Origin of the sequence: Klebsiella sp. G-Nf4 (genome assembly GCF_002810615.1) — a bacterium.
Lineage (GTDB): Bacteria > Pseudomonadota > Gammaproteobacteria > Enterobacterales > Enterobacteriaceae > Klebsiella > Klebsiella variicola.
The window spans coordinates 107,802-134,006 of sequence record NZ_PION01000007.1 but is presented as its reverse complement, the minus strand read 5'-3'; the positions used below and the strand labels follow the sequence as shown (position 1 = coordinate 134,006).

The following is a 26,205-nucleotide window of genomic DNA, read 5'->3' as shown; positions in this document are numbered from 1 at the left end:
CATTAACATGAAAAAAAGAGATTACAGCGGTTCGGTTTGCGCTTCGACAACGGCCAGCGCCACCATATTCACAATGCGGCGTACGGAGGCGATCGGCGTCAGAATATGCACCGGCTTCGCCACCCCCATCAGCACTGGCCCGACGGTCACCCCTTCCGAACTGGAGACGCGCAGCAGGTTGTAGCTGATACGGGCGGCTTCCATATTCGGCATCACCAGAATATTGGCCGACCCCTTCAGCGGGCTGTCCGGCATGCGATCGTTGCGGATGCTTTCCACCAGCGCGGCGTCGCCATGCATTTCGCCATCGATCATCAGCTCCGGGGCGCTCGCCTTCACCAGTTCAAGGGTTTTGCGCATCTTGCTGGCTGACGGGCAGTCGGCGGAACCAAAGTTGGAGTGCGACAGCAATGCCACCCGCGGCTCAATACCGAAGCGACGCACGCTTTCCGCCGCCATCAGGGTGATCTCCGCCAGCTCTTCCGGCGAGGGATCGTGATTCACATAGGTGTCAGCGATAAAGGTGTTGCCGCTCGGCAGCAGCAGCGCATTCATCGCCCCGGCGGTGCTGACGCCATCGCGATAGCCAAACAGCGGCTGCACCACGCGGTAGTGGTCGTGGTACTCGCCGATAGTTCCGCAGATCATCGCATCCGCTTCACCGCGATGAACCATGATGGCGCCAATCACCGTGGTGTTGCTAATCACCGCCCGCTGCGCCTGCTCCTGGGTAATGCCGCGGCGCTTCATCAGCTGGTAGTACTCGCTCCAGTACTCTTTAAACCGCGGGTCGGATTCATTATTGACGATCTCAAAGTCAACGCCGGCCTTGATCTGCAGACCCAGCTTCTGGATGCGCATTTCAATCACGCTCGGGCGCCCCACCAGAATCGGTTTGGCCAGCCCCAGCGACACCAGCTCCTGAGTGGCGTGGAGCACCCGGGTCTCCTCCCCTTCCGCCAGCACCACGCGCTTCGGCTCTTTGCGCGCCTGAGAGAAGATAGGCTTCATAAACAGGTTGGTTTTATAGACGAACTCGCTCAGCTTCTCGATATAGGCGTCAAAATCGGCGATCGGGCGCGTTGCCACGCCGGAGTCCATCGCCGCCTTCGCCACCGCGGGGGCGATTTTGACGATCAGCCGCGGGTCGAACGGTTTCGGAATGATGTAATCAGGGCCAAAGCTTAAATCCTGATCGCCGTAGGCAGAGGCCACCACTTCACTCTGCTCGGCATGGGCCAGCTCGGCAATGGCATGCACCGCCGCCAGCTTCATCTCTTCGTTGATCGCCGTCGCGCCGACGTCCAGCGCGCCGCGGAAGATGAACGGGAAGCAGAGCACGTTGTTGACCTGGTTAGGATAGTCGGAGCGGCCGGTACAGATGATGGCGTCATCGCGGACCTGCTTCGCCAGCGGCGGCAGAATTTCCGGCTCCGGGTTAGCCAGAGCGAGGATCAGCGGCGCACGCGCCATCTTCTTCACCATCTCCGGGGTCAGCACTTTCGGACCAGAGCAGCCGAGGAAAATGTCCGCGCCGTCGATCACATCGTCGAGCGTGCGTTTGCCGTCGTCTTCAACCGCGTAGGCGGCTTTGGTTTCCGCCATGTTAGGCTCACGGTCTTTGTAGATGACGCCTTTCGAATCGCAGACCACGATGTTGTGCTTTTGCATGCCCAGCGCCACCAGCAGGTTCATGCAGGCGATAGCCGCCGCGCCCGCGCCGGAGACCACCATCCGCACGTCGGACAGGTTCTTCTCGACGACGCGCAGGCCGTTGAGGATCGCCGCGGTGCTGATGATCGCCGTGCCGTGCTGATCGTCATGGAAAACCGGAATATTCATGCGCTCGCGCAGCTGCTGCTCGATGTAGAAACACTCCGGCGCTTTAATATCTTCCAGGTTGATACCGCCGAAGGTCGGCTCGAGGGCGGCGACGACGTTAATGAATTTGTCCGGGTCCAGCTCATCGACTTCGATATCAAACACATCGATGCCGGCGAATTTCTTAAACAGGACGCCTTTACCCTCCATCACCGGCTTGCCGGCCAGCGCGCCGATATTGCCCAGCCCCAGCACCGCGGTGCCGTTGGAGACGACCGCCACCAGGTTGCCGCGGGCGGTGTATTTGTAGGCCGCCAGCGGATCTTTTTCGATTTCCAGACAGGGGGCCGCGACGCCCGGCGAGTAGGCCAGCGCCAGATCGCGCTGGGTGGCGAGAGGTTTGGTCGGCGAGACCTGGATTTTTCCGGGAACCGGAAATTCGTGGAAGTCGAGGGCGCTCTGTTTTAACTGCTCATCCATTTTATATTCCTTTCTTTCACGTATCGTTCGTAGGGGAAAAGCGTGATGACCATCCTGTCGTTCACCTTTCAGTGGCAGACAGTATCCCTCCTGGCGGGGCGATAAACTTTGAACACCGCCAAACTCTGGTCATCGCTATGATCTGGTTGTTATCAATTTATAGCGGTTATGTTACCCGGATTCGCCGCCAATAATAGCCCCGTCTGCTATGCTTTTTGGTTATGTACCTCATCAATATTTATACCGCATACCGGCAAGCACTCATGTAACACCTTGTTCCAGGAGGACTTATCCATGAATCAGCTAGACAGCATCAAGCAATTTACTACCGTAGTCGCCGACAGCGGCGATATCGAATCCATTCGCCACTATCATCCGGAAGACGCCACCACCAACCCCTCTCTGCTGCTGAAGGCCGCCGGGCTGGCGTCCTATAGCGGGCTTATCGACGACGCCATCGCCTGGGCCAAAAAACAAGGAGGCGGACGCGAAGCGCAGGTGGCTCACGCCTGCGATAAGCTGGCGGTGAACTTTGGCGCGGAGATCCTCAAAAGTATTCCGGGCCGGGTCTCCACCGAGGTGGACGCCCGGCTCTCCTTCAACCGGGAGAAGAGTATCGAGAAAGCGCGCCACCTGGTGGCGCTGTATCAGGAGATGGGCATTGATAAGTCGCGGATCCTGATCAAGCTGGCATCCACCTGGGAGGGGATCCGCGCCGCCGAGACGCTGGAGAAAGAGGGGATCCACTGCAACCTGACGCTGCTGTTTTCTTTCGCCCAGGCCCGGGCCTGCGCCGAAGCTGGGGTCTATCTGATCTCCCCTTTCGTCGGGCGTATTTATGACTGGTATCAGGCGCGTAAACCGCTGGATCCTTACGTGGTTGAGGAAGATCCGGGGGTGAAATCGGTACGCAATATCTATGACTACTTCAAACAGCATAAATACACCACCATCGTGATGGGCGCCAGCTTCCGCCGCACCGAACAGATCCTCGCCCTGGTCGGCTGCGATCGGCTGACCATCGCCCCGCCCTTGTTAAAAGAGCTGCAGGCCAGCGACGCCCCGGTGGTGCGCAAACTGATCCCTGCCAGCCAGATCCTGCCGCGCCCGGTGCCGCTCAGCGAGGCGGAGTTCCGCTGGGAACATAATCAGGATCCGATGGCAGTCGAAAAGCTGGCGGAGGGGATCCGCCTGTTCGCTGTCGATCAACGCAAACTGGAAGATCTGCTTGCCGCCAAACTGTCACTTTAGTCTCACGGAGAAAACTATGTCCCGAAGAGAGCTTGCCAACGCCATCCGCGCCCTGAGTATGGATGCGGTGCAGAAAGCCAATTCCGGCCACCCCGGTGCGCCAATGGGGATGGCAGACATTGCCGAAGTGCTGTGGAACGATTTTCTCAAGCACAATCCGCAGAACCCTGGCTGGGTGGACCGCGACCGCTTTATTCTGTCCAACGGCCACGCGTCGATGCTGCTCTACAGCCTGCTGCACCTGACCGGCTACGATCTGCCGCTGTCAGAACTCAAGCAGTTCCGTCAGTTGCACTCTAAAACGCCGGGCCACCCGGAGCATGGCTATACTCCCGGGGTGGAAACGACCACTGGCCCGCTGGGCCAGGGGCTGGCGAACGCCGTCGGCATGGCCATCGCCGAACGCACCCTGGCGGCGCAGTTTAACCGTCCTGGGCATGAGATTATTGACCATTACACCTGGGTTTTCATGGGCGATGGCTGCCTGATGGAGGGGATCTCCCATGAGGCCAGTTCGCTGGCCGGCACGCTCGGACTCGGTAAGCTGATCGGTTTTTACGATCACAACGGCATCTCCATCGATGGCAAAACCGACGGCTGGTTTACCGATGATACGGCGGAACGCTTCCGCGCCTATCACTGGCACGTTATTGGCGACATTGATGGCCACGATCCACAGGCCATTAAACAGGCCATTGCGGAAGCACAGGCGGTGAAAGATAAGCCGTCGCTGATCATCTGCCGGACCATTATCGGCTTCGGTTCGCCCAACAAAGCGGGGTCGGAAGAGTCTCACGGCGCGGCGCTGGGCGAAAAAGAGGTGGCCCTGGCCCGCCAGCAGTTGGGCTGGAAATATCCGCCCTTTGAGATCCCGAAAGAGATCTACCAGGGCTGGGATGCGCGTCCGCGTGGCGAGAAAGCCGAGCACGCCTGGAACGAGAAATTCGCCGCCTACCAGCAGCAGTTCCCGGAGCTGGCCGCTGAGCTGACCCGCCGCATGGATGGCGCCCTGCCGGAAGATTTTGCCGCGACGGCCCATCACTACGTGGCGAAGCTGCAGGCCGAGCCGGCGAAAATCGCCAGCCGCAAGGCCTCGCAAAACGCGCTGAACGCCTACGGCCCACATCTTCCGGAACTGCTGGGCGGTTCGGCGGATCTCGCGCCGAGTAACCTGACCATCTGGTCTGGCTCGACATCGATTAAAGACGATCCTGCGGGCAACTATATCCACTACGGGGTGCGCGAATTTGGCATGACCGCAGTGGCCAACGGCATCGCCCTGCACGGCGGTTTCATCCCTTATACCTCGACCTTCCTGATGTTCGTGGAGTACGCCCGCAACGCCGCGCGCATGGCGGCCCTGATGAAGGCCCGGCAGATCATGGTCTATACCCATGACTCCATCGGTCTGGGGGAAGACGGCCCGACCCACCAGGCGGTGGAACAGCTGGCCAGTCTGCGTCTGACGCCGAACTTCAGCACCTGGCGCCCCTGCGATCAGGTGGAGACCGCCGTCGCCTGGCAGGCGGCCATTGCGCGCCAGAATGGGCCAACGGCGCTGATCCTGTCGCGACAAAACCTGGCGCAGATGCCGCGCACCCCGGATCAGGTGCAGGCTATCGCCCGGGGGGGCTACGTGCTGAAAGATGCCGGCGGTAAACCCGACCTGATCCTCATCGCCACCGGGTCGGAAGTGGAGATCACCGTGCTGGCCGCAGAAAAACTGTTGGCGAACGGGGTGAATGTGCGGGTGGTCTCGCTCCCTTCCACCGATGTGTTTGATGCCCAGGATGAGGCCTGGCGCGAGTCGGTACTGCCGTCGGACGTCAGCGCCCGGGTGGCGGTCGAGGCCGGGATAGCAGACTACTGGTATAAATATGTCGGCTTAAAAGGCAAGATCGTCGGTATGACCGGCTATGGTGAATCCGCGCCTGCGGAGCAGCTGTTCCCGTTCTTTGGCTTTACGGTCGACCATATCGTCACCACTGCGGAGCAGGTGCTTAACGGGTGATCCACAGCGTGGGCCAGGCGTCTGGCCCCTGCCAGTTATCACACGTCGGCTGCTGCGCGTAGCGGGAGAGACTGAACCGCTGGCCGTCAAAACGCCAGCGGGTCTGGATCCCGCAATCGCCGGCCTCGCGGCCTTTATCCAGGGTCACCAGCTCATGGCGGCGATCATCGTAGCTGGCGTTGATAAGCTCAATCTCCCGCGGCGCCTCGCCCGGCGGCTGAAACGGCAGCGTCAGCCGCACCTGACGGGCGACATAGGGCCGCTGGCGGGAGACCAGCCAGGCCAGCCAGACGGTGTTGTACGCGCCGGATTCGCAGCTGGTCATCAGCAGCACTTTGTCATCCGTCAGCGCAGTAACGCGAATTTCGCGGCGGAAGGGATCGAGGGAGCAGTTACTGTTGTTCATCCGCTCATTACCGTAGTCCATCAGATCGTTGAGCTCCTCACGCCCCAGCGGCGACTGCGCTGTTTCCGCGGTCGCCACCGCGCGCAGCGCCGGAGCCGGCGGTACACTGAGCGGTGGCTCTTCCCCTTTGCCGACCCAGGCCGTTTCGCTGCCTACCCGTTTTTGCCGATCGTCGATAAAAAACAGGGCCGCTTTCAGCCCCTGCAGGGAGATGCTCTGCAGGCCATTGGCCAGCGAGAGCGTTTTCCCCTCCTGAACCTGCTGGAGAAACGCATCGATCGTCACGCTGTCGCTGGTTTTAATGAGCTTATCTTCAATGTGCCAGCGCTTGTCGGTCAGGGACAACGGCTTGCCATCCAGCAGCAGGCGCGGCGCTATTGGCGCGAGCGTCGCCACCGGATTGCCGGTGCCACCCAGTTCGATACGCAGGCTGGCGTCAGTCACCGCCCCGGCGCTGCGGCTGAGGGTCATCACCAGCCCATAATGCAGCCCCACGTTGCGGGTGACGCAGAAATTTTGGTTGTTACAGGTGACCTGCCAGTCGTTGAAGCGCTGCTGCGTCGGTGCCGACCATGCCTGCGAGCAAGGCAGCACCGCCAGAAAGAGGAAATAAATGATGCGAAAAAGCATGAACCGCCCGACCCCAGATAAACCCGACCACGGCGCCTATCCTGGACAACGGCAGCCGCTTACTCAATCGGATTTGTCAGAGTTCCCCGACATCAGGCCGGAGGTTTGCAGATACTGCAGCAGAATAACCGCCTTACCGTCGCGGATCTCCCCATTAGCAACCATCTGCAGCGCCTGGCTAAAGGGCAGCTCAAGCACCTCGATGGCTTCATCATCCACCCCGCCGCCGCTGGTGGTTCGCTGCGCATCGCTGTACTCAGCGATAAAGAAATGCACCACTTCGGTAACGCCACCTGGCGACATAAACAGCTCAAACAGCTTACGCACCTCACCCACTTCATAGCCGGTCTCTTCCACCGCCTCTTTACGAATGCACGCTTCCGGTTCGTCGTTGTCCAGCAGCCCGGCGCAGGTTTCAATCAGCATGCCGTCATGATTACCATTGACCCAGGTGGCGACCCGAAACTGACGCACCAGGACCACCGTTTGCTTGCGGCGATTGTACAGCAGCACGGTAGCGCCGTTGCCACGATCGTAGACCTCGCGCTTATGGCGCACGACGCTGCCATCCTCGCGCGTCAGCTCATAGGTCATGTTGCGTAACACGAACCAGTTTTCAGAGAGGATTTTATCTTTAATGACGTGAATATTGAGTGACATACCGACCCCACAGCGTAAAAGGACGTCCTCATACTACGCTGCGGGACCGGGTTTGTCGTCAGTGAAGCGGCGTCGTTTTCAGCGCCAGATAGTCCAAAATCCCCTGCGCCGCGTGACGGCCTTCCGCCATCGCCGTCACTACAAGGTCTGCGCCGCGCACGGCATCGCCGCCGGCAAAGATCTTCTCCTGACTGGTCTGGTAACGGTAACGGCTCTCGACGCCGGCTTTGATGCGCCCCTGGCTGTCCAGCGCCACGCCCGCCGCTTCCAGCCAGGGCATGCGGTGCGGGTGGAAGCCAAAGGCCATGATCACCGCATCTGCCGGCATAACAAACTCACTGCCGGGGATCGGCGTCGGGCGGCGTCTTCCTCCCGCGTCCGGGGCGCCCAGTTCGGTGCGCAGAAAACGTACCCCATTCACCCGCCCGCTCTCGTCCAGCTCCAGGGTCACCGGCTGGACGTTAAACTCAAAGACCGCCCCCTCTTCGCGGGCGTTTTTGACCTCTTTTTTCGAGCCCGGCATGTTGGCTTCATCCCGCCGATAGGCGCAGGTCACCTGGCGGGCGCCGTGGCGCAGCGCGGTTCGCACGCAGTCCATCGCGGTATCGCCACCACCCAGCACGACGACGTTCAGCCCGGCGGTGTTGATATAGGGCTCCTGAGCCGATGCCGCCAGCCCCATCACCTGTTTGGTGTTGGCGATAAGAAACGGCAGCGCATCGTAGACGCCGGGGGCCTCTTCGTTCGGCAGCCCCGCCTTCATGGAGCGATAAGTTCCGGCGCCAACGAACACCGCGTCATAATCGGCCAGCAGCGTCGCCATGGGGATATCTTTCCCCACCTCACAATTGAGCTCAAAGCGGATACCCATCTCGCTGAAAATTCCCCGCCGCCGGGCCAGCAGCGATTTATCCAGCTTGAACGCCGGGATGCCGAAGGTCAGCAGACCGCCGATCTCCGGATGACGGTCAAAGACCACCGGCTGGACGCCGTGACGCACCAGCACATCGGCGCAGGCCAGCCCGGCCGGCCCGGCGCCGATAATCGCCACCCGCTTACCGCTCGGCTTAACCTGCGAGAGGTCCGGACGCCAGCCGCTGGCCAGCGCCTGGTCGGAAATATAGCGCTCAATGTTGCCGATGGTGACTGCGCCGCTTTCATCGCGCAGGGTGCAGGCACCTTCACACAGCCGGTCCTGGGGGCAGACGCGACCGGTGATCTCCGGCAGGCAGTTGGTCTGATGGGAAAGCGCGACCGCGGCGGCGATATCCCCCGCCTTAACCAGCTCGACCCACTGCGGAATATGGTTATGCAGCGGGCAGGTCCATTCGCAAATGCTGTGTTCCCCACATGTGAGGCAGCGGGCGGCCTGCTGCTGCGCCTGCGTCGGGGTGAACGGCTGATAGATCTCCTCAAAGTGGCTCTTACGCACCTCCGCCGCCAGCTTATCCGGCTCCCCGCGCGGCGGCGTCATCGCCATTTGCCTGGCCTTCGCGCCAGCATTGGGCTGGCTGCAGGGCGGCGTACCGCGCTGCCACGGCTGCGCCTCCTGGCATGCCGAGCGCAAACGCCGCTGCTTCGCCAGCGTGGTCAATGTCTCATCATCGGCGAGGGTCAGCGCCTGCGCGGGACAGTTTTCCACACAGGCCGGTCCCGCCTCGCGGCCCTGGCACAGATCGCATTTCTGCGCGCTGGCCTTTACCTGACCTGCAGCCTGCGGCGTCACCACCACCTGCATCACCCCGAACGGGCAGGCCACCATGCAGGATTTACAGCCAATGCATTTCTCCTGACTGACCTGAACGCTGTCGCCGGACTGGGCGATAGCGTCGTTGGGACAACTGCGGATGCAGGGGGCGTCTTCACAGTGGCGGCAGGTGATAGCGTTACGCTGGCCCTCCGCTTTGATGACGGTGATACGTGGCAAAAAGCGCTGCGGGGTCAGCACGTGTTGCTCCTCGTTATGCGCCATTACGCAGGCCACTTCGCAGGCCTGGCAGCCGATACATTTTCGACTATCGCTCAAAATAAAGTGGTTCATGGCTTCCTTTTGTCTTATTGGTGAATAACCCCTCAATACGCATGCCTATTTATTACCCGACAAGACGGCGCCGGAACAATGTCCAAATGCCCAGGATAAACTTTTTCTGGAGAGAATCCGTTTTGGATCAATTTTTTTGACTTAACTGAAATGAGGTTTCACACCGGCAAGGGATAATGCGCCCCGGCTGCGGCAGAGAAGCTGAATGTCTGCCTGCTGACAGGAAAGTTCGATGTTTCTTTACGATACGGCAAAAGCAACATGATAAATTACACTATCTCCTTAATTTCTCCACGATTGCCGGAGGCGCTGGCGCTAAAGTGGCACAGGCTGTGCAAAAACAAAAAAATGTGCATATGAGGTCTTTATTCTGATGGCGAATTTCTTTATCGATCGCCCCATTTTTGCGTGGGTGCTGGCAATCCTGTTATGTCTGACGGGCACCCTTGCCATTTTGTCGCTTCCGGTTGAACAGTATCCCGACCTGGCCCCGCCGAACGTGCGGATCACCGCTAACTATCCCGGAGCCTCCGCGCAAACCCTGGAAAATACCGTCACCCAGGTTATCGAGCAGAATATGACCGGCCTCGATAACCTGATGTATATGTCATCCCAGAGCAGCGCCACTGGCCAGGCGACGATCACGCTCAGCTTTACCGCCGGTACCGACCCGGATGAAGCCGTGCAGCAGGTTCAGAACCAGCTGCAGTCGGCGATGCGTAAACTGCCGCAGGCGGTGCAAAACCAGGGGGTGACGGTGCGCAAGACCGGCGACACCAATATCCTGACCCTCGCCTTCGTCTCCACCGACGGCAGCATGGATAAACAAGATATTGCCGACTACGTCGCCAGTAACATCCAGGACCCGCTCAGCCGCGTCAACGGCGTGGGGGATATCGACGCCTACGGCTCGCAATACTCAATGCGCATCTGGCTCGACCCGGCGAAGCTCAACAGCTACCAGATGACCACCAAGGATGTGACCGACGCCATCAGTTCGCAGAACGCCCAGATTGCCGTCGGCCAGCTTGGCGGGACGCCTTCGGTCGATAAGCAGGCGCTAAACGCCACCATCAACTCGCAATCGCTGCTGCAAACCCCGGAGCAATTCCGTGATATCACCCTGCGCGTCAATCAGGATGGTTCAGAGGTGACGCTGGGCGATGTCGCCACCGTCGAGATGGGGGCAGAAAAGTACGACTACCTCAGCCGCTACAACCGTCAGGCCGCTTCTGGTCTGGGAATAAAGCTCGCTTCCGGCGCCAACGAAATGGCCACGGCGGAGCGCGTGATCAATCGCCTCAATGAGCTGTCGCAGTTTTTCCCCCACGGTCTGGAATATAAAGTTGCCTACGAGACCACCTCCTTTGTGAAAGCCTCTATCACCGACGTGGTCAAAACGCTGCTGGAGGCGATCCTGCTGGTCTTCCTCGTGATGTATCTGTTCCTGCAGAACTTCCGCGCGACCCTGATCCCTACTATTGCCGTACCGGTGGTGCTGATGGGCACTTTCGCGGTGCTGTATGCCTGTGGCTACAGCATCAATACCCTGACGATGTTCGCAATGGTGCTGGCAATCGGCCTGCTGGTGGATGACGCCATCGTGGTAGTGGAGAACGTCGAGCGCATCATGAGCGAGGAAGGCCTGTCGCCGCGCGAGGCGACCCGCAAATCGATGGGGCAAATTCAGGGCGCGCTGGTGGGGATCGCCATGGTGCTGTCGGCGGTGTTTGTGCCGATGGCCTTCTTCGGCGGCACCACCGGGGCCATCTATCGCCAGTTCTCGATCACGATCGTCGCGGCGATGGTCCTTTCAGTGCTGGTGGCCATGATCCTCACCCCGGCCCTCTGCGCGACGCTGCTCAAGCCGGTTAAGCCTGGTGAATCTCATGAAAGAAAAGGCTTCTTCGGCTGGTTCAACCGTACCTTCAACCGCAGCGCCAGCCGCTATGAAACCTTTGTCGGCAAAATTCTTCACCGCTCGCTGCGCTGGATGCTGATCTACGTCGTCCTGCTCGGCGGGATGGTGTTCCTGTTCCTGCATCTGCCCACCTCGTTCCTGCCGCTGGAAGATCGCGGGATGTTCACCACCTCGGTCCAGTTGCCGAGCGGCGCTACTCAGCAGCAGACGCTGAAAGTAGTGCAAAAAGCGGAAGATTACTTCCTCAATAATGAGAAGCAGAACGTCGAGTCGGTATTTGCCACCGTCGGTTCCGGCCCCGGCGGCAACGGGCAGAACGTGGCCCGCATGTTTGTGCGTCTCAAAGACTGGGACCAGCGCGACCCGGAAACCGGCTCCTCCTTTGCCATTATTGAACGCGCCACCAAAGCGTTTAATCAGATCAACGAAGCGCGAGTCATCGCCAGCAGCCCGCCGGCCATCAGCGGCCTCGGTAGTTCGGCAGGCTTCGATATGGAGCTGGAGGATCACGCCGGTAAGGGGCACGACGCGCTGATGGCGGCACGCGATACACTGCTTGAACTGGCCGGCAAAAACCCGCTGTTGACCCGCGTCCGCCATAACGGGCTCGACGACAGCCCGCAGCTGCAGGTTGATATCGATCAGCGTAAAGCGCAGGCGTTGGGCATCTCCATTGACGACATCAACGATACGCTGCAAACCGCGTGGGGGTCGAGCTACGTCAACGACTTTATGGATCGCGGCCGGGTGAAGAAAGTCTACGTCCAGGCAGCGGCGAAATACCGGATGCTGCCTGACGATATTAATCTCTGGTATGTCCGCAACAGCAGCGGCACGATGGTGCCGTTCTCGGCCTTCGCCACCTCACGCTGGGAGACAGGCTCACCGCGTCTGGAACGCTACAATGGCTACTCGGCGGTGGAGATCGTCGGTGAGGCGGCGCCGGGTATCAGTACCGGCACCGCGATGGACATGATGGAGAAGCTGGCCGCGCAGTTGCCAACCGGCTTTGGCCTCGAATGGACCGCCATGTCCTACCAGGAACGCCTCTCTGGCGCTCAGGCGCCGGCACTGTACGCGATTTCGCTGCTGGTGGTGTTCCTGTGCCTGGCGGCGCTGTACGAGAGCTGGTCGGTGCCGTTCTCGGTGATGCTGGTGGTCCCGCTCGGGGTGATTGGCGCCCTGCTGGCGACCTGGATGCGTGGCCTGGAGAATGATGTTTACTTCCAGGTGGGCCTGTTGACGGTGATCGGCCTGTCGGCGAAAAACGCCATTCTGATCGTTGAGTTCGCCAACGAGCTGAACGAGAAAGGCCAGGATCTGCTCAGCGCCACGCTGTCGGCCTGCCGTCAGCGTCTGCGCCCCATCCTGATGACCTCGCTGGCGTTTATCTTCGGCGTGCTGCCGATGGCGACCAGCACCGGTGCCGGCTCCGGCAGCCAGCATGCGGTCGGTACCGGGGTGATGGGCGGGATGATCTCTGCTACCGTACTGGCCATCTTTTTCGTGCCGCTGTTCTTTGTGCTGGTACGCCGTCGCTTTCCGCTGAAAGAGCGTGCGCAATAAAACCTCGGGCGTTGGCGGCGAGGCGTAATAACAGAAAAGGCGACCATTAAGGTCGCCTTCTTTATGTGTTCAGAACCATGACGCGCTTATTTACTTCGCGTTATTCCCCTGCTCACATTGCGGAAATTTATTTACGAAGCATGCCTTCAATAAAATCTTTCCAGTTCCCCAGTTCATGTTCAATCATAATAGCCTCTCTTATTATTATGGTCGATTCTATATAACTTCATTGCTGATGGGAAGTTGTGCTCCCCTATTGCTCTGATTGTCTAGTGGACCGCTGACAGAGATAAAACCTCTGGATGCCGCCACTATGCCGCCTCGCATGTAAAAATTATGTGACACAGAGCACCCTCAAACCACATTTTTGCAATATTGTTAATGACCTCACATCACGCCCGTGAGTGGGCAAAAATTAATCACCTGAGTCCATTGTCTGAGATCCCCGGTAAAAAGTTATATTTATTCATCTGAATCACGTATTATTTCATTAAGACTTATATATTCGGAAATATCTGAGTTAACCGCTTAATTGAATGTAAAAGGGTTATCTATGCTCACCATGTACGGAATTAAAAACTGCGATACCATTAAAAAAGCCCGTCGCTGGCTGGAAGCGCATCAGATTGCGTATCAGTTTCATGACTACCGCGCCGATGGCCTTGACCGCGCGCAACTGGATACTTTTATTGCCGAACTGGGCTGGCAGGCGCTGCTGAATACCCGCGGCACCACCTGGCGCAAACTCGACGAGTCGCTGCGCAACAGCATCGATAATGCCGACGCTGCCGCCGCATTGATGCTGGAAATGCCGGCGATTATCAAACGCCCATTGCTCTGCGCGCCCGGTCGTCCTATGCTGCTGGGTTTTAGTGAAGCAAGTTATCAGCAGTTTAACGAGGTATAGTCTATGTCTTGCCCGGTCATTGAGCTGGCTCAGCAGCTTATTCGCCGCCCTTCCCTTAGCCCCGATGATGCGGGATGCCAGGCGTTAATGATTGAACGCCTGCGTGCGATCGGCTTTACCGTTGAACCGATGGATTTCGGCGATACTCAGAATTTCTGGGCCTGGCGCGGCCACGGTGAGACGCTGGCCTTCGCCGGCCACACCGACGTGGTTCCGCCGGGCGACGCTGACCGCTGGATCAACCCCCCGTTCGAACCGACCATCCGCGACGGCATGCTGTTCGGCCGCGGTGCAGCAGATATGAAAGGCTCGCTGGCGGCGATGGTGGTGGCGGCGGAACGTTTTGTCGCGCAGTACCCGAATCATCGCGGCAGACTGGCGTTCTTGATCACCTCAGATGAAGAGGCCAGCGCCAAAAACGGCACCGTCAAAGTGGTGGAAACGCTGATGGCGCGTAATGAGCGTCTGGACTACTGTCTGGTCGGCGAGCCCTCCAGTACCGAGGTGGTCGGCGATGTGGTGAAAAACGGCCGCCGCGGCTCGCTGACCTGCAACCTGACCATTCACGGCGTGCAGGGCCATGTCGCCTATCCGCACCTTGCCGATAACCCTGTCCATCGCGCGGCGCCGATGCTGGCGGAGCTGGTCAATATCGAGTGGGATAAAGGCAATGAATTTTTCCCGCCAACCAGCATGCAGATTGCCAACGTGCAGTCCGGTACCGGTAGCAACAACGTGATCCCCGGCGATATGTTCGTCCAGTTCAACTTCCGCTTCAGTACGGAACTGACGGACGAGATGATCAAAGCCCGCGTGGTCGCCCTGCTGGAAAAATACCAGCTGCGTTACAGCGTGGAGTGGTGGCTCTCCGGCCAACCGTTCCTCACCGGGCGCGGCAAGCTGGTGGATGCGGTGGTGAGCGCAATTGAGCACTATAATGAGATCAAACCGCAGCTGTTGACCAACGGCGGCACCTCTGACGGACGGTTTATCGCCCGCATGGGGGCGCAGGTGGTTGAGCTGGGCCCCGTGAACGCAACCATTCACAAAATTAATGAATGTGTGAACGCCGCCGACCTGCAACTGCTGGCACGGATGTATCAACGCGTAATGGAACAGCTGGTCGCCTGACGAATTGACGTAAAGAGGAAGCGCGCATGGAATGGCTTATTAAACACTGGTGGATTCTGGTTCTGGTCTTTTTGGTGGGGGTGATTATCAACGTGATCAAAGATCTGAACCGCGTTGACCACAAAAAATTCCTTAACAACAAACCCGATCTGCCGCCGCACCGCGATTTTAACGATAAATGGGACGATGACGACGACTGGCCGAAGCACGACCAGTCGAAGAAACCGTAAGTTTGCCTTTATCGCGGTACAGCCCGCCTGTAACCCCGTCCGCCGGGGTTACAGCATTTCGATGATATCGTCCCCTTTTGGCGTACTGCCGCTCAGCGCCTCATCAAAATAGTGCTTCGGCACGGTATAACGCAGACGTTCGATCGCGAACTGCATGCTGCGATCGTCAATGGCATGCCCCAGATCGTCAACAATATCTAACGTCACGTCGCCGCCCGCCTGCTGTAATGCCTCCTGAGCCGACACCGCCCACGCCAGATCGATAACCCGATCTTCGCCCCCGTGGATCAGGTGAATGGTGGTGGCTGTCGTTGCCGTCACCGGCAGCGTCGCGTAGCGGCCATTAAAGGCAATCACTCTTGAAGCCAGAGCCGGCGCCGCTTTGATACTCTCCAGCGACATAATCGCCCCCTGAGAGAAACCGATCAGCGCGGTGGCCAGTGGGCTGACGCCGCTTTTCTCCTGCCAGTAGCGCACAATGTCAATGAAGGTCGGCATAATGGCATCAATGCGCTGCTGACGATTCTCTTCCGTCACTCCCTGCACCGAAAACCACTGCCGACCGTTGGGGCCGCAAGGTTCGACCCCGCCGATGCTGACAATTAGCGCATCGGGAAACTGCGGCGCGAACCAGCTGCCGATTTGCCCCATAGAGACCGGGTTATCACCCACACCATGAAACAGCAGCAACAGCTGTTGCGCAGGCGTCGCAGGGCTTTGAACAATAAAATGATCGTGTTTCATGGCTGTCTCCTTAGTGTATGCGGGCAGTTTACGCCGCTCGCCAGATATGACCATGTCATTTAACTGAATGAGTTAGTTAAAAAAATTGCAGATGCGCCACCTGCTGACGCAGCGCCTCAGCACGTGCTGCATCGAGGAAGCATAAGGCGTCAGCGGCCTCAACACGCCATCTCGCCAGCAGGGCTTTACGCCCCGTCAGCCGCAGCGCAGCGCACAGCGCAGCTTCCTCTTCTCCCTGCAGACGCCCGCGCAGGGCCGGTAACGGCATGTCGACCTGCATCAGCAGGCGGTTGAGGCAGCCCAGCGCCGCGGCCAACGGGCGATGGGCGAAGGCAAAGCTCGCCGCTTCCAGCCAGTCTTCATCACTAAGCATAGCGTCTGCGACGGCCGGCAGCGGCGCGGATTCCTCCCGCCATGGGCGAAGCCAGTGTTCATCGCGCTGCAGCCGCTGCGCCTCCCGCTGCGCGAGCTGGTGCCCCGTCGCGGTCAGCGGGAACAGAGCCATCGCGGTATAGCAGCCGCTGCTGGCCTCGCGATGGGTTCCCAGCCGCACGAGGATAAACCCGCAGCGTTGCCAGAAGCGCCACAGCTCAGGGGTATAGCCGAAGCTGACGGACAGATAGTCATAGCCTGCGGCAGCGGCGGCGATATCGGCGATCATCTTCTGCCCGAGACCTTCGCGCTGACGGGCAGGATGGACAGCGATCCGACTGACCCGCAGCCCGGACAGCGTCGCCGCCAGGGGACTGCCGCCATGGGCCGCCAGCGACTGAGCGACCAGATTACCGCGCGGCCGGCGAAACCCTGCCCACACCGCCCGGCTGAGTTCGGGAGAAAGTCCCCCCTCGGCCACCAGCCACAGCGCGCCCGCCACCGCGCCGCCGGCGCGAGCACAGTGAAAAGCCTGGCCCGGGGCATCCATCATGCGCCGCAGATCGAGCGGGGAAGTCCGGTAATGCGCCCCGGACAATAGCTGATACATCGCCTCCGGTAGCGCAGGCAGCGATTGCCAGCAGGACTGATTGACCGCCTCCAGCACCACCTCCCCCGTCGGCGCGTCGCGAAATGCCTCATCATTAAAGATCAGCAGTTGACGGATGGCTGACTCCAGCGGACAGCCCGCTGCCCAGCGGATCGGGGCGCTCAGGCTGAATGACTGCAGATGGGGCAAGCTGGCGCAAAATTTCAGCAGGAATCCGCGACCAGTGCCTTCATAACCCTGTACCGTCGTGGTGAGCAGCGTGCGGGGAAAACGGCTTACCAGCTGCCGGAGAAGCGGAGCCGGGATCGACGCGGCCTCATCGACAATCAGCCAGGCCGCCGTTTCTTGCGACGCCAACAGCGCATCCGGCGCCATAAAGCGAAACGCCTCGCCGGCAAAGCTCGCCAGCACCTCGACGGCGCTACGCGTTGGGGCGATGACGATGGCCTCGCCCCCAAGCTGGCGCAGCAGCATGCCCGCGAGAGCGGATTTCCCTCGCCCGCGCTCTGCCGTCACCGCCGCGATACCGGGCGGCAGCCGCGACAGTTGCTCCAGGATTAGCGCCTGCTCGGCCTGGGGGTGGCCATCGGCGGGATGCCAGTCAGGGCGCGGGGCGGCCAGCGGGAAGCGCGGCCGGTCCGACTGCTGCCAGAGCAGCACCTCCGGATCGGCGATAAACTGCCGGCAGCAGCGGTGAACAAAGTTGGGGGTAACGATAGGGTCGGGAGTATCGCTCCAGCGCAGGGAGTCCTCATCCGCCCGGGTCAGCCAGTCGGCGAAGGGGGGCGTCAGCAGCACCAGCCAGCTTCCCGCCCGCAGCGTTCCGCTCAGGGCCGCCAGGGCCGCCACGTCACACCCGCGCCGGGCATCGAAAAAGGCGTGCATCACTTCCCGCCCCAGCAGCGTCTTCAGGGCGCCGGGCGCCACGCAGGGCGCAAAAACCGGATCGGAGCCTACCCACAGACCATCGCCGCCGAGCCGCTCCCGTAGCGCCTGCGCCTGCTGCTGCGTCCAGGCCTCATCGCCGCTGAGCACCAGCAGGCGACGGATCCCCTCTCGCACCATCTGCGCGGTGAGGTTAAGCAGCGTGTCCATCATGGGCGAGGATTACAGCGCGCTGCCGAAGGTGTTGCACTGCGCCGGATCGCCGCTGTCGAAACCGCGTTTGAACCAGGTATAACGCTGTTTTGACGTGCCATGAGTAAAGCTGTCCGGCACCACGCGCCCCTGGCTCTGCTGCTGCAGACGGTCATCACCGATGGCTTCGGCAGCGTTCAGCGCCTCCTGCAGATCGCCGGTTTCCAGAATATCCTGCTGCTGCATATTATGGCCCCAGACGCCGGCGAAGCAGTCCGCCTGCAGCTCCATCTTCACCGACAGACGGTTGGCTTCGGCCTCGGTGGCATGCTGCTGTTGCTGGCGAACTTTCGGCTCAATGCCCAGCAGTTTTTGCACATGGTGACCCACCTCATGGGCAATAACGTACCCCTGGGCAAAGTCGCCATCGGCGCCCAGTTTATTTTTCATCTCATCGTAGAAGGACAGATCGATATAGACCGTGCTGTCGGCAGGACAGTAGAACGGCCCCATCACCGACTGGCCGGTGCCGCAACCGGTACGGGTCGCGCCGCGGTAGAGCACCAGTTTTGGCTGCGGGTACTGGCGGCCCATCTTTTCAAAGATCGGTCCCCAGGTATCTTCGGTGGTGGCCAGAATCACGGAAGTAAACTTCGCTGCTTCATCGTCTTTCGGACTGATGGAGCGCTGCGTGGAGGTCTGCTGCTGCGGCATCGGCTCCCCGGTCAGCATGCCGGTCAAATCCACGCCGTAGTAGCCCGCCACCAGCACGATAATCAGCAGCACAATGCCGCCCTTCCCGCTCGGCAGACGGAAGCCACCGCCTCCACCACCGCCAAACGGCGAGCCTGATTGACCACGTCGATCTTCAACATTGTCGCTTTCGCGACGCCCTTGCCAGCGCATAAGCACCTCATTCCCTGTTATGTATCAATAGCAGAGATCGTAGGCGGTTCAGCGCAGGATTACCACAGGAAACAGCAGGAAGCGCGCCAGAAGATGAAGCTATCTTCTGGCGGCAGGCGGGTTAGTCGAGCTTAACACCCAGGCGGTGAGCCACTTCTTCGTAGGCTTCAATCAGGCCGCCAAGACTCTGGCGGAAGCGGTCTTTGTCCATTTTATCGAGAGTGTTTTTGTCCCACAGGCGGCTGCCGTCCGGCGAAAACTCATCGCCCAGCACCACTTCGCCTTTGAACAGACCAAACTCCAGCTTAAAGTCCACCAGAATCAGACCGGCGTCATCGAACAGCTTTTTCAGCACATCGTTGGCTTTGTAGGTCAGCTCGCGCATCCGCGCCAGATTCTCTTTGCTCACCCAGCCGAAGGTTTCGCAGTAGGAGTCGTTGACCATCGGATCGTGCATAGCATCGTTTTTCAGGAACAGGTCGAACAGCGGCGGGTTCAGCTCGATACCTTCTTCAATGCCTAAACGTTTTACCAGCGAGCCTGCCGCACGGTTACGCACCACGCACTCTACCGGCACCATATCCAGTTTTTTCACCAGACATTCGGTATCGGAAAGCAGCGCTTCCATCTGGGTAGGGATGCCCGCTTCTGCCAGTTTGCTCATAATGAAATGGTTGAACTTGTTATTCACCATGCCTTTACGATCGAACTGCTCGATGCGCGCGCCATCACCTGCTGACGTATCGTTACGGAATTCCAGTACCAGCAGGTCCGGATTATCGGTGCTGTAAACGGTCTTCGCTTTACCACGATACAACTCAGCTAGCTTTTTCATCTTTCACCACTCCAGTGATATTAAGCCCAAAAAAATACGTCGCAGCCTATACACAAAAGCATTCAAAGTGCATCGAGGCGGCAACTGAGCGAATCCCCGGGAGCTTACAGAAGTAAGTGACTGGGGTGAACGAAGGCAGCCAACAAAGAGGCGATTTGAAGGATAATGTGTATACGCACACGTTTGCGTCACTATACATTAAAAAGGGCCGGATTGCTCCAGCCCTTTTGATTACTTGTTAAATGCGGCCTGGAATACGGCTACCAGGGCGTCATTTTGCGACTGCGTCAGGGTGTGGCCTTTCGGGTCGATGAACTGCAGGCTACTGCGGTTATCGAGGTCGCCGACCTGCAGTTTGTAGTCACCGGAAACCAGCTGCGGATCGCGTGCACCCAGCTCCTGCCAGCTGCTGTCAGACAGCGGCTTGTAGGTCAGCGCCATGCTGCCCTGAGAGCGCGTGCTGTCGGTCACTTTCATTCCCACTTTTTCGAGGGCGCCCGGCAGACGTTGCCACACCATGTTAAACGGTGCGCGAACGACAAGCATCGGCAGGCCGGTATCGTCGGCAGCGCTCTGCACGTCGAAGGTGGCGCCAGCACTGCGCTGGGCCGCGTTCTGGGCGCTGGTGGCGCTCGCATCAAGGCCTTCCGAAATGACGTTCAGCATGGCGGTGCTGTAGCGCTGCAGTGACGCCGGATCGGCAACCGGTTTACCCGCCTGCTCCAGATTCACCAGCTTAACGACCACCGCTTGCTGATAGCCCTGCGGTTTGACGGAGATTTGATAACGACCGCGATACTGCTGATCTTCATCAAGGCGGTTCCACTCAACCCAGTCGGTGTTCAGCGTCTGGCTCGCATCATCGCGTTTCGCGATAACGTAGTTCTTCGACTGAAGGATACTGGTGACCTGCGCCCACAGCGAGCCGCTGCGGCCGTTCTCAACCATCAGCGTCGCGGTATCGCCATTAAACTGGGTCCGCGCACCGCTGACCAACGCCAGCGGCTGCGCTGGCGGGCGAATGTCCAGCGCTTTGCCCACCGCGCCGGTGCTGTTGGCCACCGGAATGTTGTAATCACCCACCTGAATCGGCAGGATCATCCCCGCCGGCGCGTGAAGTTCGCTCAACGGTGATGCCTGTAAATAGGCCTCATCACCGCTCACCTGACGCTTATAGCGCGAGTCGGAACTACAGGCCGCGAGGAGTAGAACCAGCGAAACACCCGCAACCTTCGCCAGGCGCGACTTCTGTACTGAGTAAGCCATCAAATCTCCCTAAACTTTACAGCAAACCGGCATGCTTCAGCGCGGCGGTGACGGCTTCACGACCGTGGTCAGTGATGGGCGTCATCGGCAAGCGCAGCGTATCGGTCGCCACAAGACCCAACGCCTTGCATCCCCATTTCACCGGGATAGGATTGGGTTCGACAAATAATTTTGTATGCAGTGGCATCAGACGCTGATTAATCGCACGCGCTTCGGCAAATTGACCCGCCAGCGCCAGACGGCACATGTCGGCCATTTCACGCGCCGCCACGTTGGCCGTGACGGAAATCACGCCCACACCGCCGAGCTGCATGAAGTCCATACCGGTCGCATCGTCACCGCTCAGCAGGATAAAGTCGTCTGAAACCAGCTCTTTGATCTGGTGAACTCGACTTAAGTTCCCTGTTGCTTCCTTAATACCGACAATATTTTTAATTTCCGCCAGACGGCCAACGGTTTCCGGCAGCATATCGCAACCGGTACGGGACGGCACATTATACAGAATTTGCGGCAGGTCAGTATGTTCAGCGATAGCTTTAAAGTGTTGGAACAGGCCTTCCTGGGTCGGACGGTTATAGTAAGGAGTGACCGTCAGGCAGCCGACAACACCGCTGTCGTTAAAACGTTTGGTCAGGCTAATCGCCTCTGCGGTTGCATTGGCTCCCGTTCCAGCGATAACCGGGATACGCCCGTCAGCCAGTTCCAGCGTCATCATCACCACGTCGCCATGCTCTTCATGGCTCAGCGTTGCGGATTCACCGGTAGTCCCTACCGAAACGATCGCCGAGGTTCCGTTGGCGACATGGTAATCAATCAGTTTTTTCAGGCTTGTCCGGCAGACATTACCGTTTTCATCCATCGGCGTGACAAGCGCTACAATACTTCCCGTGAACATGGGCCATCCTCAGAGCAGAAGTGCGACAAGATTCTCAATGTTACGTTTGGAGCTGCAATAAAAGCAAGAGACCCGACGCCATCAGGGATGTTGTATGGCGGTTTTTTTTATGCTTTCCTAATGTTACCTCACCTTTTTAAAGGAAGAACAGGTTTGACAGCCTCATTACAACACTATCTGGTTATTACCGCCCTGGGGGCTGACCGTCCCGGCATCGTGAATACGATCACTCGCCACGTCAGCAGCTGCGGTTGTAATATCGAAGACAGCCGGCTGGCCATGCTCGGTGATGAGTTTACGTTTATCATGCTGCTTTCCGGGTCGTGGAATGCGATTAACCTGATCGAATCAACCCTGCCGCTGAAAGGTGCGGAGCTGGAACTGTTGATCGTGATGAAACGCACCACCGCGCGCCCGCCGCAGGCTATGCCAAACACCGTTTGGGTCCAGGTTGAGGTGCCGGACTCACCGCATATCATCGAGCGCTTTACTGCCCTGTGCGATACATGGAATATGAATATCGCGGAACTGGTGTCCCGCACTCAGCCGGGAGACGGCGATTCCGCGCAGCTTTTTATCCAGATAACTGCCCACAGTCCTGCGACGCAAAATGCAGCAAATATCGAACAAGCGTTCAAAGCCCTATGTACAGAACTCAACGCACAAGGCAGTATTAACATCGTTAATTATTCACAGCATGATGAACAGGATGGAGTTTAACCCATGACCCCACTGAAAGCCGGTGATATCGCACCGAAATTTAGCTTACCGGACCAGGACGGCGAGGAAGTAAATTTAACCGACTTCCAGGGACAACGTGTCCTGGTTTATTTTTACCCGAAAGCCATGACCCCGGGCTGCACCGTACAGGCGTGCGGCTTGCGCGATAATATGGACGACCTGAAGAAAGCCGGTGTAGAAGTGCTGGGTATCAGCACCGATAAACCGGAAAAGCTTTCGCGTTTCGCCGAAAAAGAGTTACTGAACTTCACGCTGCTGTCTGATGAAAACCATCAGGTGTGCGAGCAGTTTGGCGTCTGGGGCGAAAAATCCTTTATGGGGAAAACCTACGACGGTATTCACCGTATTAGTTTCCTCATCGATGCCGATGGCAAAATCGAACATGTCTTTGATGACTTCAAAACCAGCAATCACCACGACGTGGTGCTGAACTGGCTGAAAGAAAACGCCTGATGCAAAGCAAGACGCCGGGGGAGGAAATCCTCGCCCGGCGTCTTTTTTATCCCGACCCCGTCAGTCGTCGTCAACCACCAGACCATCCGGCCAGGCATGCACCACCGCTTTAATTAGCGTGGCCAGCGGAATGGCGAAGAAGACGCCCCAGAACCCCCACAGTCCGCCAAAGATCACCACCGACAGGATAATCACCAGCGGGTGTAAATTGACCGCTTCTGAGAATAGCACCGGGACCAGCAGGTTGCCGTCCAGTCCCTGAATAATCAGATAGACCGCGAACAGGCTCCAGAACTCGGTGCCAGCGCCAAACTGAAACAGCGCCACGCCCACCACCGGGATAGTCACCACAAACGCGCCAATATAGGGGATCAGCACCGAGAAGCCCACCAGCACAGCCAGCAGCAGCGAGTAGTTGAGGCCAAACAGAATAAAGCCTATCCAGGTGGCGACGCTGACGACAATCATCTCCAGCACCTTACCGCGAATGTAGTTGGTGATTTGCTGATTCATCTCCTTCCACACCTGCCCGGCGAGCCCGCGGTTGCGCGGCAGCACACGGCGCACCGCGTTAAGCATTTGCTCTTTATCCTTCAGCAGGAAGAAGACCATCAGCGGCACCAGCACCAGATAGACCGCCAGGGTGAGCAGCCCCACCAGCGAGGCCAGAGAGTACTTCACTACCGAGTCGCCCACCGTCAACATCCGATTGCGCATATTTTCCGCCATCGCATCGATGATGCCGGCATCCATTAACGCCGGATAGCGCCGCGGCAGCGTGGCAGCGAAATCAGAGAGTTTGTTGAGCATGCCCGGCATATCGCGGATAAGATAGATCCCCTGCTGCCAGGCCACCGGCATTACCACAAAGGCCAGCAACAGCAGGATGCCAACGAACAGGATCAGCACCAGCGAGGTCGCCCAGGTGCGCGACAGGCCAATCCGCTCCAGACGAACCGTCGGCCACTCCAGCAGATAGGCCAGTACGATAGCCACCAGTAACGGGGCTAACAGACCGCTGAAAAAGAACATGATGCCGAAACCGGCAAGCAAAATAACCAGCAGCGCTATCGCCTCAGGGTCGCTGAATCGACGGCGGTACCACTGCATTAACATCTCAAGCATAAAACCTTCCCTGAAGGGCCAAGCGGCGACAATCCGGGGAATTGTATCGAAATGTCACAAAAAAGACTTCGCTTTTTGATGCGCCGCAGACAAACCGTTCTCCGCCGTGAAGATCATATTTTCAAGGCGGCCAACGCCAGCTAAACTCGCTGGGATGCGGCCAGGGAACATTGCGTCGCACAATCGGTCAAACTGGCACACCCACATTACAGGACAGAGGTTATGTTCAGGCAGTTGAAGAAAACGCTGGTGGCGACCGTCATCGCCTCGCTGACGCTGGGTTCGATAGGCCCTGCTTTTGCTGACTCCGCAGATACGCTGCCGGACATGGGGACCTCTGCAGGAAGCACGCTGTCAATTGGTCAGGAAATGCAGATGGGGGATTACTATGTGCGCCAGCTGCGCGGCAGCGCGCCGCTGATTAACGATCCCCTGCTGGTACAATATATCAACGGGCTGGGCATGCGTCTGGTGGCGCACGCGAACTCAGTGCGCACCCCGTTCCATTTCTATTTGATTAATAACGACCAAATCAACGCCTTCGCCTTCTTTGGCGGCAACGTGGTCCTCCACTCCGCCTTGTTCCGCTACTCTGATAATGAGAGCGAACTGGCCTCTGTCATGGCGCACGAAATCTCCCACGTCACGCAGCGGCATCTCGCCCGTGCGATGGAAGATCAGAAACGCAATGCGCCGCTCACTTGGGTCGGTGCCCTAGGTTCGATTCTGCTGGCGATGGCCAGCCCGCAGGCCGGAATGGCGGCGCTGACCGGGACACTGGCCGGGACTCAACAGGGTATGATCAGCTTCACCCGGCAAAATGAAGAAGAAGCCGACCGGATTGGCATTCAGGTTCTACAGCGCTCGGGTTTTGACCCGCAGGCCATGCCGATGTTTATGGGTAAACTGCTTGATGAGTCGCGCTACTCGACGCGGCCGCCGGAAATGCTGCTCACCCACCCCCTGCCGGAAAGCCGACTGGCCGATGCCCGTAACCGCGCCAACCAGATGCGCCCGGTGGTCGTGCAGTCCTCGGCAGACTTCTATCTGGCGAAGGCACGTACCCTTGGGATGTACACCAACGGCGACAATAAACTGGGCACCGATCTGCTTAACGCCTGGGATAAGGGCAACATCCGCCAACAGCATGCCGCGCAATATGGCCGCGCCCTGCTGGCGATGGAAAGCAACAACTTTGACCAGGCACGCAAAACGCTGCAGCCGCTGCTCAGCGCCGACCCGCAAAACGCCTGGTATCTTGACCTGGCCACGGATATCGACCTTGGGCAGAAGAAAACCAGCGACGCCATCAACCGCCTTAAAAACGCCCGCGAGCTGCGCACCAATCCGGTACTGCAGCTGAACCTGGCCAACGCCTTGCTGCAGGGTGGACAGCCCGGGGAAGCGGCGACCATTCTGAATCGTTATACCTTTACCAATAAAGAGGATGGCAACGGCTGGGACCTGCTGGCCCAGGCGGAAGGCGCGCTGGGCAATCGCGATCAGGAGCTGGCGGCGCGGGCAGAAAGCATGGCGCTGGTCGGTCAGTTGGATCAAGCCATTTCCCTGCTCAGTAGCGCCAGCTCGCAGGTGAAACTTGGTAGCCTGCAGCAGGCGCGTTACGATGCCCGTATCGACCAGCTACGCGATCTGCAGGCCCGCTTCCGCCCCTATCAAAAAATGTAAGGAGACCCCATGACCGACGCGGTAAAAATTTACCATAACCCACGCTGCTCGAAGAGCCGCGAAACGCTGAGCCTGCTGCAAAGCCGCGGCATCGATCCAGAGGTGGTGCTCTATCTCGACACACCGCCGGATGCCGATACGCTGCGTCAGCTGCTGCAGCTGCTGGGTATGGAGAGCCCCCGCGAGCTCATGCGCCAGAAGGAGGATCTGTACAAATCGCTCAATCTTGCCGACCAGGCGCTTAGCGACGCGGCGCTGATTCAGGCGATGGTCGACAATCCTAAGCTCATCGAACGCCCTATCGTCGTCAGCCATGGCCAGGCGCGTATTGGCCGTCCGCCGGAGCAGGTCCTTGAGATCGTAAGCTAACCCACCTGCGCCGCGCTTTCGCGGCGCTTTTTTTACGTGACCGATTCCAGATCTTCCACGCCCATCCCTCC

Annotated in this window: 23 protein-coding genes; 10 read left to right on the top strand and 13 right to left on the bottom strand. The window is 58.9% G+C overall.

The window, feature by feature from the left end:
* Positions 1-21 precede the first annotated feature (21 nt).
* Positions 22-2,301, bottom strand: a complete 2,280-nt coding sequence (gene maeB / locus CWM57_RS15680) for an NADP-dependent oxaloacetate-decarboxylating malate dehydrogenase (protein WP_008803844.1) — start codon at positions 2,299-2,301, stop codon at positions 22-24.
* Between the two features lie 294 nt (positions 2,302-2,595).
* Here maeB and tal point away from each other — a divergent pair, with 294 nt between their 5' ends.
* Complete coding sequence (gene tal, locus CWM57_RS15675; protein WP_061153706.1) at positions 2,596-3,552, top strand: transaldolase; 957 nt, start codon at positions 2,596-2,598, stop codon at positions 3,550-3,552.
* Between the two features lie 16 nt (positions 3,553-3,568).
* Positions 3,569-5,563: a transketolase gene (tkt, locus tag CWM57_RS15670; protein ID WP_100631844.1), complete on the top strand. Its 1,995-nt coding sequence runs from the start codon at positions 3,569-3,571 to the stop codon at positions 5,561-5,563.
* Here tkt and CWM57_RS15665 read toward each other — a convergent pair.
* From CWM57_RS15665 to aegA, 3 genes are all read right to left on the bottom strand, one after another.
* Positions 5,553-6,599, bottom strand: coding sequence for a DUF1176 domain-containing protein (locus tag CWM57_RS15665; RefSeq protein WP_100631845.1), 1,047 nt, complete (start codon positions 6,597-6,599; stop codon positions 5,553-5,555). The two genes, tkt and CWM57_RS15665, sit on opposite strands and share 11 nt — an antisense overlap.
* 63 nt (positions 6,600-6,662) lie before the next feature.
* Positions 6,663-7,259, bottom strand: coding sequence for a GDP-mannose pyrophosphatase NudK (nudK, locus tag CWM57_RS15660; RefSeq protein ID WP_074387884.1), 597 nt, complete (start codon positions 7,257-7,259; stop codon positions 6,663-6,665).
* A gap of 58 nt (positions 7,260-7,317) precedes the next feature.
* Positions 7,318-9,300, bottom strand: coding sequence for a formate-dependent uric acid utilization protein AegA (gene aegA / locus CWM57_RS15655; protein ID WP_100676058.1), 1,983 nt, complete (start codon positions 9,298-9,300; stop codon positions 7,318-7,320).
* Positions 9,301-9,673: 373 nt separating this feature from the next.
* Here aegA and acrD point away from each other — a divergent pair, with 373 nt between their 5' ends.
* Positions 9,674-12,787 carry a multidrug efflux RND transporter permease AcrD gene (gene acrD, locus CWM57_RS15650; RefSeq protein WP_100676057.1) on the top strand — a complete coding sequence of 1,038 codons (3,114 nt, stop codon included), beginning with the start codon at positions 9,674-9,676 and terminating at the stop codon, positions 12,785-12,787.
* Positions 12,788-12,914: 127 nt separating this feature from the next.
* Here the strand turns inward: acrD and ypfM are convergent, their stop codons facing one another.
* Complete coding sequence (ypfM, locus tag CWM57_RS15645; protein WP_100181659.1) at positions 12,915-12,974, bottom strand: protein YpfM; 60 nt, start codon at positions 12,972-12,974, stop codon at positions 12,915-12,917.
* 366 nt (positions 12,975-13,340) lie between these two features.
* Here ypfM and CWM57_RS15640 point away from each other — a divergent pair, with 366 nt between their 5' ends.
* Genes CWM57_RS15640 through CWM57_RS15630 form a run of 3 tightly spaced genes read left to right on the top strand, consistent with a single transcriptional unit; the run spans position 13,341 to position 15,055 of the window.
* Positions 13,341-13,694, top strand: a complete 354-nt coding sequence (locus tag CWM57_RS15640; protein WP_008803838.1) for an ArsC family reductase — start codon at positions 13,341-13,343, stop codon at positions 13,692-13,694.
* A 3-nt stretch (positions 13,695-13,697) separates the two neighbouring features.
* Positions 13,698-14,825, top strand: a complete 1,128-nt coding sequence (dapE, locus tag CWM57_RS15635; protein ID WP_061153699.1) for a succinyl-diaminopimelate desuccinylase — start codon at positions 13,698-13,700, stop codon at positions 14,823-14,825.
* Positions 14,826-14,851: 26 nt separating this feature from the next.
* Positions 14,852-15,055: a YpfN family protein gene (locus CWM57_RS15630; protein ID WP_002913768.1), complete on the top strand. Its 204-nt coding sequence runs from the start codon at positions 14,852-14,854 to the stop codon at positions 15,053-15,055.
* A gap of 48 nt (positions 15,056-15,103) precedes the next feature.
* On the opposite strand, the gene ypfH is transcribed toward CWM57_RS15630, so the two are convergent.
* The 6 genes from ypfH to dapA all read right to left on the bottom strand — a co-directional run bounded on the left by ypfH (position 15,104) and on the right by dapA (position 21,760).
* Positions 15,104-15,799, bottom strand: a complete 696-nt coding sequence (ypfH, locus tag CWM57_RS15625; protein ID WP_074387881.1) for an esterase — start codon at positions 15,797-15,799, stop codon at positions 15,104-15,106.
* Positions 15,800-15,875: 76 nt separating this feature from the next.
* Positions 15,876-17,879 carry a tRNA(Met) cytidine acetyltransferase TmcA gene (locus tag CWM57_RS15620; protein ID WP_100676056.1) on the bottom strand — a complete coding sequence of 668 codons (2,004 nt, stop codon included), beginning with the start codon at positions 17,877-17,879 and terminating at the stop codon, positions 15,876-15,878.
* A gap of 9 nt (positions 17,880-17,888) precedes the next feature.
* Complete coding sequence (locus tag CWM57_RS15615) at positions 17,889-18,764, bottom strand: neutral zinc metallopeptidase (protein WP_004201945.1); 876 nt, start codon at positions 18,762-18,764, stop codon at positions 17,889-17,891.
* Between the two features lie 121 nt (positions 18,765-18,885).
* Complete coding sequence (purC, locus tag CWM57_RS15610; RefSeq protein ID WP_061153695.1) at positions 18,886-19,599, bottom strand: phosphoribosylaminoimidazolesuccinocarboxamide synthase; 714 nt, start codon at positions 19,597-19,599, stop codon at positions 18,886-18,888.
* A 231-nt stretch (positions 19,600-19,830) separates the two neighbouring features.
* Positions 19,831-20,865, bottom strand: coding sequence for an outer membrane protein assembly factor BamC (gene bamC, locus CWM57_RS15600; RefSeq protein ID WP_061153694.1), 1,035 nt, complete (start codon positions 20,863-20,865; stop codon positions 19,831-19,833).
* Between the two features lie 16 nt (positions 20,866-20,881).
* Positions 20,882-21,760, bottom strand: a complete 879-nt coding sequence (dapA, locus tag CWM57_RS15595; RefSeq protein WP_002913803.1) for a 4-hydroxy-tetrahydrodipicolinate synthase — start codon at positions 21,758-21,760, stop codon at positions 20,882-20,884.
* Positions 21,761-21,913: 153 nt separating this feature from the next.
* Between dapA and CWM57_RS15590 the strand changes: the two genes are divergently transcribed.
* The gene (locus CWM57_RS15590) at positions 21,914-22,480 is read left to right on the top strand and encodes a glycine cleavage system transcriptional repressor (protein WP_002913804.1); all 567 of its coding nucleotides are present in this window, start codon (positions 21,914-21,916) and stop codon (positions 22,478-22,480) included.
* 3 nt (positions 22,481-22,483) lie between these two features.
* Positions 22,484-22,954 carry a thioredoxin-dependent thiol peroxidase gene (bcp, locus tag CWM57_RS15585; protein ID WP_002913805.1) on the top strand — a complete coding sequence of 157 codons (471 nt, stop codon included), beginning with the start codon at positions 22,484-22,486 and terminating at the stop codon, positions 22,952-22,954.
* Positions 22,955-23,014: 60 nt separating this feature from the next.
* Here bcp and CWM57_RS15580 read toward each other — a convergent pair whose 3' ends face one another.
* Complete coding sequence (locus CWM57_RS15580) at positions 23,015-24,079, bottom strand: AI-2E family transporter (protein ID WP_012540911.1); 1,065 nt, start codon at positions 24,077-24,079, stop codon at positions 23,015-23,017.
* Between the two features lie 54 nt (positions 24,080-24,133).
* On the bottom strand, positions 24,134-24,250 hold the full coding sequence (locus CWM57_RS27750; RefSeq protein ID WP_012540910.1) for a hypothetical protein: 117 nt from the start codon (positions 24,248-24,250) through the stop codon (positions 24,134-24,136).
* A 51-nt stretch (positions 24,251-24,301) separates the two neighbouring features.
* Here CWM57_RS27750 and bepA point away from each other — a divergent pair, with 51 nt between their 5' ends.
* Together bepA and arsC are read left to right on the top strand one after the other, a co-directional pair.
* Positions 24,302-25,765 (top strand): beta-barrel assembly-enhancing protease, encoded by a 1,464-nt coding sequence (gene bepA, locus CWM57_RS15575; RefSeq protein ID WP_100631848.1) that lies wholly within the window; start codon positions 24,302-24,304, stop codon positions 25,763-25,765.
* Positions 25,766-25,774: 9 nt separating this feature from the next.
* Positions 25,775-26,134, top strand: coding sequence for an arsenate reductase (glutaredoxin) (arsC, locus tag CWM57_RS15570; protein ID WP_061153691.1), 360 nt, complete (start codon positions 25,775-25,777; stop codon positions 26,132-26,134).
* Positions 26,135-26,205: the final 71 nt, after the last annotated feature.